Below are 16124 nucleotides of genomic sequence, written 5' to 3' on the forward strand. Positions count from 1 at the left end.
TACTCTCCTCCTGGTAATCGTTTTTGTGGTTGAAAACATTGTACCATGTGGAGAGGAAAATGACCCTTTTTACACAATTATATGGACTCTATCCCCCGATGGGAGATTTGCCATCAAGTTAAGGTGCAATACCATCGAGTTGGGCAAGTTTACCATCGAGTTAGGTTGAAATACCATCGAGTGCAAGCAGCATACCATCGAGTTCAGCACAAATACCATCGACCTACAGCTGAATACCATCGACCCGGTTCAAATCCACTCAAAATAATCATCGCCACTTAATTAAATTCACTATCCGAGTCATCCGAGTTACCTGAACCACAGACCAACATGGACCCATTAGCATAATCCCATAAATGCGTGAATAAAATGTACCATCAACACCTTAAGTGTCAACATCTCAGGAGGCGAGTGATGTGCATGATTACATCAAAGAACGAACGATCAAGATCGCTGAGCATTTATTGGAAACACGTCAAACGGTCAGAGTCATTGCGAAATCATTTGGCGTGTCAAAGAGCACCGTCCATAAAGATCTGACTGAGCGTTTACCTACGATTAATCCCGTCCTAGCCAAAGAAGTTGAATACGTGTTGCATTACCATAAGTCAATCAGGCATTTGCGGGGTGGTGAAGCGACGAAAAAGAAGTACAGCGAGAAAAGTAGTGTCTAGTTTCTTGAGCCTGCCATAGTTAGACGAGGCAGGCTCGTTTTATGTTTCATTTTAGGACAACTAGTTTTCGGAAAAATGATTGAGCTTCACGTTAACGTCAATGTTAAACTTTAAATATAAGAATATTTTGAAAACAAAAAGGGAGGGTGATAAACATGACTCGCTATTCGATCTCGGAACTTGCTAACTACTTTAATGTAACGACTAGAACGATTCGCTATTATGAAGAAATCGGTCTACTGAAACCAGAACGGAATGACAGTGGTTACCGGCAATTTACGAAAAAGGAAGTGACCCAGCTTCAGCTCATTTTTCGCGGTAAGAAATATGGTTTCAATCTAGATGAAATCAAAGAAATGGTGCTTTTATTCGACGAAGACCCGACTGGACATGAACAGTTAAAACGCACGATCGAATATGGCGAGGGGAAGATTAGCGAGGTCGACCAACGCATTCATGAACTGCAAGTGATGAAAGGTGAAATGGAATCCTTAATGCAAGTGTTTTACGACGAATTAAATCAATTGGAGGAGGATGAATTATGAATCTATCTGAACTATTGGCGTATCAAGCGCGCAAATATCCGGAGCACGAGGCTTTGGTCACGCAACAGGCTCGTTTTTCTTATGCACAGTGGGATGATTCGGTGAATGCGATTGCGAACACATTATCACAATTAGGGTTTCAATCAGGTGACAAATTAATGATTCATATGCCGAATGTTCCTGAATTTATGATGCTATACATGGCAGTTGTCCGTTTGAAAGGTATTGTGATTCCGGTTAATGCCAAACTCACCCAGCCCGAAATGCAGTATATTATCGACCATAGTGAAGCGACGTATTTTGCGACGCATGAATTATTATTTGATGAAGCGAAAGGCCTTGCGGATGATAATTCGTTAACGTGGATTAAAACGGGTGAAGCGCAAGACGAATGGATGAGTTTTGCCGAATTATTAGAAGGTGATCCAACGCCGGTAACCTGTGATGCGATGGAAGATGATCAAGCATCGATTTTGTACACTTCAGGTACCACAGGGAATCCAAAAGGGGTTGTGTTTACGCATCGTAGCATTTTAACAGTCGCAACAATGATTTGTATTGAGATGCCGATGAATAAAGACAGTCGCGTGTTGCACATGATGCCACTTAGTCATTCTGCGCCTCTTCATCTATTTATGGCGGCTGGTTTATATGTTGGAGCGACGCATGTTTTAGCGCCGACGTTTACACCAGATTTACTCTTGCAAACGGTTTCACAAGAGAAGGTGACCCATTTCTTTGGTGCGCCAGTGGCTTATCTGATGACGGCGAAACATCCTGACGTGAATCAATACGATTTATCCTCGATGGAATACTGGGTTTACGGCGGAGCGCCTCTTGGAGCAAATGAAGTACGATTCGTGCAAAAGGCGTTTGATACCGACCGGCTCATGTGCGTTTATGGCTTAACTGAAGCGGGACCGAATGGCACTTTATTATTACCTGAAGAACATGCTGAAAAATCCGGAAGTATTGGCTCGCGCGCAGCGTTAAACTGCGAGATTCGTTTAGTTGATGAAAATGGCCAAGACGTTCAGAGAGGTGAGCCAGGTGAAATTATTTTGCGCGGAGAAGGGACGATGCAGGCTTATTATAAAGCACCTGAGAAAACAGCTGAAACGCTAGTTGACGGTTGGCTTTATACAGGTGATATTGGCATGCAAGATGAGGACGGTTATTTCTGGGTGATTGACCGTAAGAAAGACGTGATTATATCAGGTGGTGTGAACGTTTTCCCAACTGAAATTGAAAAGGTGATCATGCAACATCCGAATGTCGATGATGTTGCGGTAATCGGCGTGCCTCATGCTGAATGGGGCGAAACGGTCAAAGCATTTGTCGTGACGAAGGAAGATGATCCAGCGATCGAAACGAGTCTAACCGAATTTTTACAAGCTCAAGTCGCAAGCTATAAAATACCAAAACTCTATCAAGTAGTCGAAGCAGTGCCACGTAATGCAACAGGTAAACTACTTAGACAACATTTGCGCGAGGAGGTTTCAACATCATGACCCAACCGAATTTTTACCATGACGACCCTGTCTTACAATCGATTTTACGAAAACAACTACCAGAAAAATTCTATCAATACGCAGATGAAGCGTTAGCGGAATTTGGTGAACGGGTCGCGACCGATATTGACGAACGCGCAGCACATACCGATAGAACCGGGCAGCCACAATTAATCAAATATGACAAATGGGGGAATGACGTTAGTCGGATCTGGGTGAATGAAGGCTATCGTCAAACCGTTGATGAAACTTACAGAACAGGAATCGTCGGTTATGTGCATAAACCGATTCCTGAGATTGGTCAAAATGGAAATTACGCTTATTCGTTTGCGCAAGGCTACTTGTTATCACAGGCCGAACCTGGTTTTTATTGTCCAGTCACTTTAACGCAAGCGACCGCTTATTTAATCGATCAATATGCAGATGATGACGTACGTGAGCGCTTTTTACCGCATGTGATTGCAACAAGTGACACAGAACTTTATGAGGGCGCGACATTTTTAACTGAACGTCAGGGTGGGTCGGATGTTGGCGCGAATGTCGTTGAAGCGGTTCGAGAAGGCGATCATTATCGAATTACCGGTGAAAAATATTTTGCTAGTAACGCGGGCATGTGTGGTGTGGCCATGGTGCTCGCCCGAATCGAAGGCGCTGAATATGGGACGAAGGGATTAAGTTTGTTTTGCGTGCCTTGGGAAGAAAATCGTGAAGCGGGCAGGCTGTCTGTGCGCCGCTTAAAAGACAAACTCGGTGTACGCGCGGTACCGTCAGCGGAAGTGGAATTCGACGGGGCGACAGCTTATCTGGTCGGCGATGCCTCGCAAGGTTTTAAATATATGATGGAGGCCCTAAATTTATCGCGCGTTTGTAATATGGTGGCTTCACTTGGCATCATGCGCCGTGCATACCGTGAAGCGCGAGATTATGCGTTTTCCCGAGAAGCGTTTGGCGGTAGACTCGTGGATTATCCAATGGTCCAAGAAACCCTCGTGAATTTAGCGGCAAAATGGGAAGTCGAGATGCGCGCGTCATTCGAAATGATCCAGTTATTCGACCGAGTGATGCCAAAAGGATCTGATCCGAGTGAACATGACCAAGCGATGCTCCGCCTGTATATTGCTTTATTGAAAAAAGAAACCGCTGATCAATCAATTGCTTTTGCTCATGAAGCGATTGAGATGCACGGCGGAAACGGCTATATAGAAGACTTTGTCACACCAAGATTACTGCGCGATGCCCAAGTGTTAACGGTTTGGGAAGGAACAGCGAATATTTTAGGATTAGAAGTCTTGCGTTTAATGAAAAAATACCGTGTGCACGAGACATTTTTGCGAGAGATGAGTGAACGATTAACTGCTATGACAGGTGATGTGGCAGAGGTTGCTGAACCTGTCATCAAAGCGGTAGAGCAGCTTCAAGCAAAACTTGGAACGCTTGCAGAGAGTGATGACACGCTGATGCTTAAATATCCGAAGCAAATAGCAGATGAGATGACGCGGATTTATGAAGCCGTTGTCGCGCTTGAAGCGGCGGGCGATGCGCGTGGTTTGGCTGTTGCGGAAGTTTATGTGCATAACACGTTCCAGCCTGATGACGTGACGGATCTCCATTTGCGTCATTTTAAAACAATTGTAGGTGAATGATACAGCGAATTTGACGCTCTTACAGCAATTTTCTGCTCGATTAGGCGATTAGAACAAGTATCATACAGCGAAATATTGTGCTTATACAGCGATTTAGAACCATGATACAGCGAAAATCTGTCAATATACAGCGATTTCTTTACTTCATACAGCGAAAAAGTGCCTCGATACAGCGAAAATGCGTCTCGATACAGCGAAACACGACCATCATACGGCGCAATCCCAATTTCGATTTTGATCAGAAGCACCTCCTAATCAGAGGTGCTTCTGATTATTTAATGACTGAAACGATCACCGCCAAGTAAATTGTCACAATGATACGAAAAAGGGCATGACATGATAGGAAAATAGTGATAAAATGATAAAATAGAATTATTGTATATAAAACGTGAATATATAGGATAAAAGCAGGGGGAGCGAGGTTACATGTTTGCAAGAGATATCGGGATTGACTTAGGAACGGCGAACGTATTGATTCATGTCAAAGGTAAAGGGATCGTGTTAGACGAGCCATCTGTTGTCGCAATGGACAGAAACACGGGTAAAGTCTTAGAAGTCGGTGAAGAGGCGCGTAAAATGGTCGGTCGTACACCGGGTAATATTGAAGCGATTCGTCCACTCAAAGATGGGGTGATCGCTGATTTTGACGTAACTGAAGCGATGTTACGCCACTTTATCGAAAAGATTAATGTACGCGGTATGTTCTCAAAACCGCGCATTTTAGTGTGCTGCCCAACGAACATAACGAAAGTCGAACAAAAAGCGATTAAAGAAGCTGCTGAGAAATCAGGCGGTAAGAAGATCTACTTAGAAGAAGAACCGAAAGTTGCGGCAGTTGGCTCTGGTATGGATATTTTCCAACCAAGCGGAAACATGGTCGTCGATATCGGTGGCGGTACGACGGATGTTGCAGTCCTCAGTATGGGTGATATTGTCACATCTCAGTCAATTAAGATGGCTGGTGACACATTTGACCATGAAATTTTACAGTATATCAAACGCAAATATAAATTATTAATCGGTGACCGAACTGCTGAAGATATTAAGATCAATGTAGGCACGGTTTTCCCAGGTAATCGTAATGAATCCATGGACATTCGCGGACGTGATTTAGTCTCAGGCTTACCGAGAACAATTACGGTTCACTCCGAAGAAATCGAAGAAGCGTTACGTGAATCTGTATCCATGATTGTCCAAGCAACGAAAACCGTACTTGAAACAACTCCACCAGAATTGTCAGCTGATATTATTGATCGCGGTGTCATTATTACAGGTGGTGGTGCGTTAACAGACGGTATTGACCAGCTACTAGCAGAAGAATTAAAAGTTCCTGTTTTTGTTGCGGAAGAACCAATGAACTGTGTCGCACAAGGAACAGGCATTATGCTTGAGAATATTGATAAGTTACCGAAAGACAAAATTGTTTAATCTTAATCAAGATTTTCTTAGAGGAGGAACACCATGCTAAGAGGGTTTAATGCAGCCGGAGCTGGTATGATGGCTAACCAACGTCATCAAGATTCACTAAGTAATAATATGTCAAACGCCTTGACACCTGGTTTCAAACAAGACCGCTCAACGTTTAGAGCGTTTCCAGAAATGTTAATTCAAAATGTAGAATCTCGTGATGTTCCGACTGAAAATGGCTTACAACTACCATTTCAGAATACGGTCGGCAATATTAACTCTGGCGTTTATATGCAGGAAGATGTTCCACTACAGACGCAAGGTGACATTCGTGAGACAGGTCTATCAACGGATTTAGCGATTCAAAATGGTGATATGCCAGATGAAAACGGGTCAGTCTTTTTTGAAATTCAAAACGAGGAAGGCGATGTTCGTTATACACGAAATGGTAATTTCACAGTTGATGGCGAAGGCTTTTTGACGACGAACCAAGGTCATTATGTCTTAGATGAAGATGGCGATACCATTCAAACAGGGACGGATCAATTCGAGGTAACAGAAGATGGTGAAGTGGTTTCACCTTTTGATAACACATTAATCGGTATGGCTTACCATGAGAATACGAATGATTTTGTGAAAGAAGGCGATAACCTGTTTGCCAATGAAGGTGATGTAGCAGCCGTGGAAGCTCGTGGGGCTGGAGGTGTCGGCTTTCAAATTCAACAAAACCATTTAGAAGAGTCGAATGTGGATGAACAACAAGTCATGGCTGATATGACACGAGCTCATCGTATGTTTGATATGAACCAACAAGTTGTGAAAACTTTCGATCAAAGTATGGAGTTAGCAGCGAACCAAATCGGTCGTTTACGCTAATCGCCAGTAGAGGAGGCGTTTTCAACCATGCGTAACATGTATAATGCAGCATCAACAATGAATCAGCTGCAACAACGAATGGATTTAACATCGAATAACTTAGCTAATATGGATAATACAGGTTATAAAGCACGCCAAGCCGAATTTTCATCACTCTTACATAATCAAGTTGATAACATCGCGGGTCACGATGCTGATTCACCTCGATTAACACCAGATGGCATACGTGTTGGCTCTGGTGCAGGTCTAGGCAATATCAATATGAACATGGATTCGAGTTCGATTGAAGATAGTGGTCGAGCGTTAGACGTCGCGATTCAAGACGATAACCGTTTTTTCGTTATTAACGGTCCTGGTGAAGAAGGCGGCGTGGAAGAACGCTTTACACGCGCGGGTAATTTTTATTTGTCTGAACAAGAAAACGGTGATATGATGTTAACGACAAATGCAGGTTACCCTGCGAATGGTGAAGATGGCGCCGTCGTTCTCGATGGTGGTTTTGATGATGTTTCAATTAACGAAAATGGCGAAGTTGAAGTCACACGTGATGGTGATACAGCTGTAGAAGACACAATTGAAGTAGTCGATATTGCTAATTCACGTGTGTTAGAACCTGTTGATGAGAACTCGTTTTCCATTAATGAAGCAGAACTTGGCCAACCGATTGAAGATGTCGTCGCAGCAGTCGCACCAGATGAAGCGAACTTGATGACCCGTTCTTTAGAAACATCAAATGTCAATATGGGTCAGGAAATGACACAAATGCTTGAGGCGCAGCGAGCTTATCAGTTTAACGCAAAATCACTGACGATTGGTGATCAAATGATGAGTTCGATTAGTAATATGAGATAGAGTGAGAATTGAGGTAGGCTTATGGCTTCAGAAGAAAAAGATCAACAACAGTCCAGGCAAATTAAAGGGACTAAAAAGTATAATCCTAAACCTAAACAGACGAATGAAGATCAGCATGTGAAAGAAGATCAAACGAATAATCAAGAAAAGTCACAACGCAAAGCAGCCAAAGAAGAAAAAAAGAAAAACAAGAAGAAACGTAAAGGCCGTGTACGTTACTTACCTGTCTGGCTTCGCTTTTTACTTGTGATTATCTTAGCGATTGTTGCGACGATTTTAGGCCTTATGGTAGGTTATGGCGTAGTTGGTGAAGGTGATGACCCAAGCAGCGTCCTAGATCCAGACTTATGGCAGAACATGTATGATTACATTCGCGGAAAGTAAGAGGAGGCCATTATGTTAGATATTGAACAAATTAAACGTATTCTCCCGCATCGTTACCCTTTTTTATTAGTCGACCAAGTGACTGAACTGTCTGAAGGTGAACGAGCTGTTGGGTATAAAAATGTGACTGCAAACGAACCATTTTTCCAAGGACATTTTCCGAATTACATGGTCATGCCAGGTGTGTTAGTCGTTGAAGCACTAGCCCAAGTTGGTGCTGTTGCGATTTTAAATCTTGAGCAAAACCAAGGTAAACTCGGTATGTTTACAGGCATCGATAAATGCCGTTTTAAGCGTCAAGTTAAACCAGGTGATACGCTGAAATTGGAAGTTGATCTTGTGAAATTGAAAGGCCCAGTCGGAAAAGGAAAAGCCGTCGCATCAGTTGACGGTGAAGTCGCTTGTGAAGCGGAAATTATGTTTGCGATTGTCGATCCAGAAGAAGAATCGTAATTTTAATGACTTAAACCACCATGATGAGCATGGTGGTTTTTAATTTAACAAAAATCCTTATTTTATAAATAATTTCCTATCGTTTACACATACTACCCTTAAAATGTTTATGGGAGGTTTATGTATGGAAAAACAATGGAAGCTATTATTGGTTTGTATCATGTCGATTTTTCTATTTACGGCGTGTGGAGAGTCAGAAGATGAACAAAATGGTGGAACAGATGCACCTGAAGAAGAGTCAGACATGCAGCAAGAAGGCGAAAATGATGACGAGAATAAGGATCAAAATGAAAATGGAAACGGAAATGGTCAGGATAACCAAAATGGTGGACAAGATGAATCTGATCAAATGCAAGACGAGATGGATGGAGAAGACGAAGAAGAATAAACGAAAAGGTCCGAAGCTAATGCTCCGGACCTTTTCTACTTCATTAACCTTTTAAGTCAATACTCTGACCTAAATTAGGGTGAGAAGGGACTTGGCTTGACTCAACCAGCTTGTTGAACGCTTCACCTTGTTGTTCCATCTGGTCTTTCATTTTACCAGCCAATCCAACGTCAAATTGTTGTTTTGCTTGCATCGTGCTCATTGCAATTGATGCTCCAGCTACATCCATAAACTCACCTCACATTTCTTATACATAATATCGGACAATTTGTAGAAAAATTGAAGTCGACAAAATAATTGTTTTATTTTGACAACTTTCGTCGAAAAACTTCATTTTTTAAAATAGTATAGTAATATAAGGTTGTTTTTACCATTTGTTATCGTTTTTTGCTTAACAAGTCGAAATAAACCATGAAGGGAACAAGCATGATGAATAATATCAAAAAATTGAATCAATACATTATTAACGAAAATACTATGGTTATAAAACATTTCGCTGACCAAACTTATAAAAGTTGGATATACGAGAGCAATGCCGAATACCTATGTCAGCAATCGCCTGAGGATATCTTAGATGAATCGTGCATACGTAAAGGTCTTACAACCTATGAAGGTCGCAAAAGAGCAGTCGCAGAGCTCTTACATAAGAAGACCCGCCTTCCCATTCCAATTGAAACCGATTTACGTAGCATTTTTGTACCAACAACGATGAAGAAACGGGAACGCGCTGATTGGTTTTCTTATCATTACGCCTTAGACATCAAATCAAGCGCAAAAGGTGACTTTTTCAAGACCATCACCCTAACTAACCGAAAGCAAGTCGACTTAGAAATCACACCAGCCATCTATCACAAACAAATGCTTTATGCCAGCTTTTTAATCGGTTATTTTATCAAAAAAGACGACATTAACTAATATTAATTTAAGACGAATTAAACAAAAACGATAACAATATTATGAAATGCGACGGATTGTAGAGCAACCGTCGCGTTTTTAATTGTTGATACTTTTATGAATAGAGTAAGCCGAAATAAATGATCGAGTCACAGCATAAATGAGCGCTCTCCAAACTAATTGAGCGAGCACCCACCCAATTAAATGAATGCCATCCCAAACAACAACTCTCGTTCAATTGTCATAATTTAATCAAGACTTTAGTCTTGTTTCTATATCATGTATTTGGTAAAGTGAAGAGGTGACTGACTGGTCATTCTATAGTAAAAGGGATGATAGGATGCAAGAGAAAAAGAGGTTGATTATTGAGGCGAGTATTGATCTGTTCGCGGAACGTGGCTTTCATGAGACGTCTGTGCAGCAGATTGTTGACGAGGCTCAGGTTGCGAAAGGTTCGTTTTATAATTATTTCACATCCAAAAATGATTTATTACGTGCGATTTATGATTATTATTATACTCAAATTGAGGAAGCTATGGCTGAGGAAACAAGGCAAGCTCAGACGGCAATGGATTCTTTTACATACCAATTGGACGTTGTGTTTCACTTTTTGCTGAATCATAAAGCGTTGATTCAAATGGTCCTAAAAGAACAGGTCCCAATTGATCGTGATATGGAATGGTTTATGACGGAGATGAAACAACAGCATTATCACTGGCTCGAACAAAATATTTCAGCCATTAATGGTGAAGCGATTAAACCATATTTATACGATGTTGTTGTCATGACGGACGGATTAATTCATAGTTATATGAATTGGTTGCTCATTGACGAGGACGCGATTGATCTGAAGCAACTCCCAAGCTATTTGACGAAACGGATCTATAAAATTTGCCAAGATGTTATGAGTGAAGGGGAGCCGACGCCGATTAAGCAGACACCGCAGTTTTTAACTGACGAATCTCTACTGGTCGCAACGGTTCGGCAATACATTTTAAACCTTGATCCAAAAGACCGGCCAGAAGCGTCACGTGTTTTAACAGCTATTGAAAATGAACTAAGCAAACCAGAACCAGAATCAGTCGTCATTGATTCGTTATTAATTAATCTGGAACAATACGACGTGATTCGTGATAATATTCAAGAACTTCGAGATCAACGAAAGGGATAGAGGTGTTCAATATGAAAAAATGGATGATGATGCTTGTCGCGGCGCTTATGGTGTTGGCGGCATGTAATGGCGAAAGCCAAGATGAAGAAGAAAATGTTGAAACAGAAACGCCAGTTGAAACGGTGGCGGTGAAACAAGAAGATTTTACAGAAACCCGTTCGTTCTCAAGCCGTATCATGCCAAATGACCAATCACCAGTTATGGCTCAGGCAGCTGGTGAAGTAGAAGAAGTCATGGCAGAGCGCGGCGAAACAGTGGAAGAAGACGATGTGTTATTAGAATACCAAACACAACGAGGATTACTGGAGTTAGTAGCGCCAATGGACGGTTTACTAACGGATTTTAATTATGCAGAAGGTGACATGCTGACAACGGAAGAACCTGCAGGAATGGTGATCGATCGTGATCCGATGATTTTCCAATTCCAGGTCACCCAATCAAACCGTAATCTCTTCTCTGAAGGGGACACGGTAACTTATGACGTGTCACAAGCTAATGCCACAGGTGAAGCGGAAGTCACATATGTAGCGAGTAGTACAAGTGATAACGGCATGTTCAGTGTTGAAGCAGAAGCTGATCAACCCGATGACACAATTCCGTCTGGCTTAACTGGACAAATTCAACTCGATCATGTTGTAGCGGAAAATGCTTTAGTTGTCCCGACTGAAGCGGTGATTGAACGTAGTGGGCAAACATTTGTCTTTATTATGGAAGATGGGCAAGCAAAAGAAGTTAACGTTTCAATTATTCAAAAACAATCTGCCGAAACAGCGATTGAAGTAGAAGATGAACAACTCGCAGCAGACGATGCGGTTATTTCAAGTGGTCAATTAACGATTGAAGATGGCTCGAATGTCCGTGTCGTTGAGGAGGAATAACGTATGCGATTAGTTAATACATCGATTAAACGACCAGTCGGCGTCATTATGATCGTCTTGGCGATTTTAGCGATGGGTTTTATTTCATTCCGGAGTTTACCTGTTGATTTGTATCCAGATATTGAATTACCAATCGCTGTGGTCGCGACATCATATGACGATGCGGCTCCTCAAGAAGTAGAAGAACTCGTGACGAAACCAGTGGAAGACTCTGTCGGCACGATTGAAGGTGTCGAAACATTACAAGCTCAATCTCAACAAGGATCATCTATGGTTATGATCCAGTTCTCGATGGATACCGACCTGGATCAGGCAATGCTAGATGTCCGTGAGTCGGTCGACCAAGTCCGAGGCTTTTTACCTGACGGAGCGAATGATCCGAGCGTGCTTCGTTTTGACCCGCAACAAATGCCTGTTATGTGGGTAGGTCTAACAGGGTCTGACCAAGCGACACTGAATGATTTAGCTGAAAATGAATTGGAACCACTCTTAAGTCGTCAATCTGGCGTTGGTTCCGTCAACATTGAAGGTGGTCAATCAGAAGAAGTGCAAGTCGTCTTAGATGATGCACGCCTCAGTCAATTTGGCTTAACGACACAAGATGTGATGGAAAGTGTGCAAGGAGCTAATCAATCAGCTTCACTTGGCGTGGTTGACCGTGGTACGCAAGAATTACAGTTACGAATGCCAGGTGATTATGGGTCGATTGATGAAATTCGTGAAACCTTGATCCAAACGGGCGAAGGCGATTTCCTACAACTATCAGATGTCGCCACTATTGAACGAACTACGACGGATCAAAATCAGCGCACACTCGTTAATGGTGATCAAGCTGTCGTGACGAATATTTTAAAACAGACAGATGCGAATACGGTTTCGGTTTCAGATGAAGTGATCGCATCACTAGACGATGTTAGATCAAATTTACCTGAAGCGGTTGATGTTAGCGTCGTGTTCGATACGGCTGAATTCATTCGCCAGTCGATTGACTCTGTTTTCCAGAATATCATTATTGGTGCAGCATTTGCCGTCATGATTCTCTTATTATTCCTGAAGAGTTTCCGTGCAACGCTAGTCATTGGTTTATCGATTCCGATTGCGGTCATTACCGCGTTTTCACTCATGTACTTCTCCGGTGAAACGGTGAATATCTTAACGATGGGTGGACTCGCGCTCGGAATCGGTATGATGGTCGACTCCTCGATTGTCATACTGGAGCATATTTACACCTACAGGGAGAGGGGCTACCCGATTAAGGAAGCGGCCCGGCTCGGTGCATCCGAAATCGCATCTGCCGTTGTAGCTTCGACGACCACAACCTTAGTAGTGTTCTTACCGATTGTGTTCGTTGAAGGAATTGCATCCGAAATATTTACGCCGCTCGCCTTAACGGTAGCTTTTGCTCTGATTGCGTCACTCGCAGCTTCCGTGACCTTGATTCCGATGCTTTCGTCGAAATTACTGACGAAAGCCGTTGATCAAGGCGGTCGCCGTTACTGGTTTGATCGTTTCTTAGATGGCGTTGTAAGCGTCTATCAAAAAGCCTTACGCGGTGTGCTACGCTTCCGTAAGACGACGATTTTTGGTACTCTCGCGATTATTATTGGTAGTTTACTACTCGTGCCACAGCTCGGTGCGGCCTTTATTCCTGAAGCCGACCAAGGTCAAATTGAGATTTCAGTAGAAACCCCAAGTGGCACGAACTTTGATACAACGAATGAGGTCGTTGATCGCGTGAATAACGTCTTAGATCAAGATCAAGACGTGATTGAGTCCAACTTCGTCACAGTTGGTGGCGGTGGTGGCGCTGCTGGTGGTATGGGCATGGGAGGCTCGAATAATACAGCTTCCTACATGGTTCAATTAATCCCATCAGGTGAACGCGACCGAACGACACAACAAGTGATGCAAGACTGGAATGACCAGACTGAAGACATTGCTGGTGCTGATATTACTGTTAATGCCATGGGTGCTAGTATTAGTGGTGGCAGTCCTGTCCAAATTCAAATCACAGGCGATGACTATGATACCCTACAACAACTAGGTGATCAGTTTATCAATATCATTTCTGAAGTTGACGGCGTGCATAATCCAACGACATCAGCTGAAGAAAGTCGTCCAGAGATGCAAATTACGTTAAATGACAATGTAGCTAGTGAATATGGCCTGACTCAGCAACAAGTCATGGGCCAACTTCAGTCAGAAATGATGGGGCAAGTTGCCACTCAATACAGAAGTGGTGGTGAAGAATTAGATGTTCGCATCATGACACCTGAAGATAGTCGTGATTCGATTGAGGATATTCGTAATATGTCACTTCAAGCGCCAACCGGAGCGCAATTGACGCTTCAAGAGATTGCGGAGTTAGAACAAGTGCAAGGCCCGACGACATTAACGCGTCAAAACCAAGAACGCCAAATTAACGTCACTAGCGACGTAGTAGACCGTGACTTAGGTAGTGTGACAAGTGATATTCAAGCAGAGCTTTCAAACCTTGAAATGCCTGACGGTTATGACTATTCCATGGGCGGTGAAGCGCAAGATATGCAAGACGCATTTGGCGACTTAGCCGTAGCGCTCATCTTCTCGATTTTCCTTGTTTACGCCGTCATGGCTGTTCAGTTTGAGAACTTCTTACATCCATTTACGATCATGTTCTCATTACCTGCGACAGTAGTCGGGATTATCGGCGGTCTATTTATCACTGGTTTACCGTTCAGTATCCCAGCCTTTATCGGGGTCATCATGCTCGCCGGGATTGTCGTGAACAATGCGATCGTGCTGGTTGACTATATTAATATTTTACGTGAGAAAGGTAAAGAGCGCTTTGAAGCGGTACTCGAAGCCGGCGCCAATCGTCTTCGTCCGATTCTAATGACGACATTGACGACCGTGCTCGGTATGATCCCGCTTTCAATCGGACTCGGTCAAGGTGCAGAAGCACAACAGCCACTTGCTGTGGTCATCATCTTCGGCCTAACCGTCTCGATGCTCTTTACGCTACTCTTAATTCCAGTTGTCTACACGTTGTTTGATGACTTATCGGCTAAATTTACGAAACGTCGTAAGAAGGAATAGTGTTCTTGAAAAAAGAATTCTAAGATCATGAAAAATGCGCTACCGAGATTGAGGTAGCGCATTTTTTATTATTTGTAAGTCAAGGAAAGAGCGAAAAAAGAATTTACTTAGACAGGATTACTTTTTGGTTATATTTAGTATAATGGGAATAAAAGTGTTAAACATGAATGCTGACCATAATTATTCCATCAACAAGTCATAAATGATGGTTAACTGGAGTGAAAAACGTGAATCGAAAAATTAAAGTAATGACAGTATTTGGCACTAGGCCAGAAGCCATTAAGATGGCTCCACTAGTCCTTGAACTTAACAAGCGAAACGAGCAGTTTGAAACAATCGTAACCGTCACGGCCCAGCATCGTGAAATGCTCGATCAAGTATTGTCGATTTTCGATATTGAGCCAGACTATGACCTCAATATTATGAAAGCTAAACAAACGTTAGCTCAAGTGACGAATCGTGCACTAGAAGGACTTGATCAAGTGATTAAAGAAGCCCAGCCTGATATCGTCCTTGTACATGGTGATACGACAACGACTTTTGCGGCCTCTCTTGCAGCCTACTATAACCAGACGGCTGTAGGACATGTTGAAGCGGGTCTGCGTACGTGGAATAAGCATTCACCATTTCCAGAAGAATTGAATCGTCAACTAACAGGCGTGATGGCTGATATGCACTTCGCTCCAACAGATCAAGCAAAAGCCAATCTACTAAATGAAAACAAAGATGAAAATTCGATTGTGATAACAGGGAACACAGCGATTGATGCGTTAAAAACGACTGTCGATCACAATTACAGCAGTCCAATACTAGATGAAGTAGGTGATAAACGCTTAGTGTTGGTAACAGCTCATCGTCGTGAGAACTTAGGTCAGAATATGGAGCAAATGTTTCGCGCAATCAAACGAATGGTTGAAACGCATGATGATTTGCATGTTGTTTATCCTGTTCACTTAAATCCAGTCGTTCAAGAGACGGCAAACGCAATTTTAGGTGATGATGAACGCATTAACTTAATCGAACCACTTGGTGTGATTGACTTTCATAATTTTGCGGCCCAATCACATCTTATTTTAACGGATTCAGGTGGTGTGCAAGAAGAAGCACCTTCGCTTGGTGTGCCAGTCCTTGTATTACGCGACACAACTGAACGACCAGAAGGCGTGGCAGCTGGAACATTAAAACTAGCTGGTACTGATGAAGATGAAATTGTGCAATTAGCTAATGAATTATTGTCGGATGATACAAAATATGCCGAAATGGCCAGAGCTTCCAACCCATATGGAGATGGAACTGCTTCACAACAAATTGCAGATGCTATTGTCGATTACTTTAAAAATGATAACAATTCTAATTCATAGAAAAAGCAG

General features: G+C 42.6%; 16 protein-coding genes. 15 read left to right on the forward strand and 1 reads right to left on the reverse strand.

Translation table 11 applies throughout. From position 1 onward, the window contains the following. Positions 1-416 precede the first annotated feature (416 nt). From spoIIID to J2S77_RS12435, 10 genes are all read left to right on the forward strand, one after another. A complete protein-coding gene (spoIIID, locus tag J2S77_RS12390) occupies positions 417-674 on the forward strand; it encodes a sporulation transcriptional regulator SpoIIID (protein WP_167261951.1) in 258 nt (85 codons plus the stop codon). 155 nt (positions 675-829) lie between these two features. After that, entirely contained in the window at positions 830-1219 is a 390-nt protein-coding gene (locus tag J2S77_RS12395; protein ID WP_306977807.1) for a MerR family transcriptional regulator, read from the forward strand. Continuing rightward, positions 1216-2730 carry a class I adenylate-forming enzyme family protein gene (locus tag J2S77_RS12400; protein ID WP_306977809.1) on the forward strand — a complete coding sequence of 505 codons (1515 nt, stop codon included), beginning with the start codon at positions 1216-1218 and terminating at the stop codon, positions 2728-2730. Before J2S77_RS12395 ends, J2S77_RS12400 begins: the two co-directional genes overlap by 4 nt. Continuing rightward, positions 2727-4373 carry an acyl-CoA dehydrogenase family protein gene (locus J2S77_RS12405; protein WP_306977810.1) on the forward strand — a complete coding sequence of 549 codons (1647 nt, stop codon included), beginning with the start codon at positions 2727-2729 and terminating at the stop codon, positions 4371-4373. Before J2S77_RS12400 ends, J2S77_RS12405 begins: the two co-directional genes overlap by 4 nt. Before the next feature lie 426 nt (positions 4374-4799). Beyond that, entirely contained in the window at positions 4800-5801 is a 1002-nt protein-coding gene (locus tag J2S77_RS12410) for a rod shape-determining protein (RefSeq protein ID WP_306977812.1), read from the forward strand. A gap of 33 nt (positions 5802-5834) precedes the next feature. Then, the gene (locus tag J2S77_RS12415) at positions 5835-6656 is read left to right on the forward strand and encodes a flagellar hook-basal body protein (protein ID WP_306977813.1); all 822 of its coding nucleotides are present in this window, start codon (positions 5835-5837) and stop codon (positions 6654-6656) included. 27 nt (positions 6657-6683) lie between these two features. Next, entirely contained in the window at positions 6684-7508 is an 825-nt protein-coding gene (locus J2S77_RS12420; protein ID WP_306977815.1) for a flagellar hook-basal body protein, read from the forward strand. 21 nt (positions 7509-7529) lie between these two features. Beyond that, complete coding sequence (locus J2S77_RS12425; protein WP_306977817.1) at positions 7530-7892, forward strand: DNA-directed RNA polymerase subunit beta; 363 nt, start codon at positions 7530-7532, stop codon at positions 7890-7892. Between the two features lie 12 nt (positions 7893-7904). Then, a complete protein-coding gene (gene fabZ / locus J2S77_RS12430) occupies positions 7905-8345 on the forward strand; it encodes a 3-hydroxyacyl-ACP dehydratase FabZ (protein WP_306977819.1) in 441 nt (146 codons plus the stop codon). A 124-nt stretch (positions 8346-8469) separates the two neighbouring features. Continuing rightward, positions 8470-8733 carry a hypothetical protein gene (locus J2S77_RS12435; protein ID WP_306977821.1) on the forward strand — a complete coding sequence of 88 codons (264 nt, stop codon included), beginning with the start codon at positions 8470-8472 and terminating at the stop codon, positions 8731-8733. A gap of 43 nt (positions 8734-8776) precedes the next feature. On the opposite strand, the gene J2S77_RS12440 is transcribed toward J2S77_RS12435, so the two are convergent. Continuing rightward, the gene (locus J2S77_RS12440) at positions 8777-8962 is read right to left on the reverse strand and encodes a YjfB family protein (RefSeq protein WP_306977823.1); all 186 of its coding nucleotides are present in this window, start codon (positions 8960-8962) and stop codon (positions 8777-8779) included. Between the two features lie 197 nt (positions 8963-9159). Between J2S77_RS12440 and J2S77_RS12445 the strand changes: the two genes are divergently transcribed. From J2S77_RS12445 to wecB, 5 genes are all read left to right on the forward strand, one after another. Further along, on the forward strand, positions 9160-9648 hold the full coding sequence (locus J2S77_RS12445) for a competence protein ComK (protein ID WP_306977825.1): 489 nt from the start codon (positions 9160-9162) through the stop codon (positions 9646-9648). A 319-nt stretch (positions 9649-9967) separates the two neighbouring features. Next, positions 9968-10798 (forward strand): TetR/AcrR family transcriptional regulator, encoded by an 831-nt coding sequence (locus tag J2S77_RS12450; RefSeq protein ID WP_306977827.1) that lies wholly within the window; start codon positions 9968-9970, stop codon positions 10796-10798. An 11-nt stretch (positions 10799-10809) separates the two neighbouring features. Further along, positions 10810-11676, forward strand: coding sequence for an efflux RND transporter periplasmic adaptor subunit (locus tag J2S77_RS12455; protein WP_306977828.1), 867 nt, complete (start codon positions 10810-10812; stop codon positions 11674-11676). Between the two features lie 3 nt (positions 11677-11679). Continuing rightward, the gene (locus J2S77_RS12460) at positions 11680-14754 is read left to right on the forward strand and encodes an efflux RND transporter permease subunit (RefSeq protein ID WP_306977830.1); all 3075 of its coding nucleotides are present in this window, start codon (positions 11680-11682) and stop codon (positions 14752-14754) included. 227 nt (positions 14755-14981) lie between these two features. Continuing rightward, positions 14982-16115, forward strand: coding sequence for a non-hydrolyzing UDP-N-acetylglucosamine 2-epimerase (gene wecB / locus J2S77_RS12465; RefSeq protein ID WP_306977832.1), 1134 nt, complete (start codon positions 14982-14984; stop codon positions 16113-16115). Positions 16116-16124: the final 9 nt, after the last annotated feature.

The sequence above is a fragment of the Alkalibacillus salilacus genome, from assembly GCF_030812915.1.
GTDB lineage: Bacteria > Bacillota > Bacilli > Bacillales > Alkalibacillaceae > Alkalibacillus > Alkalibacillus salilacus.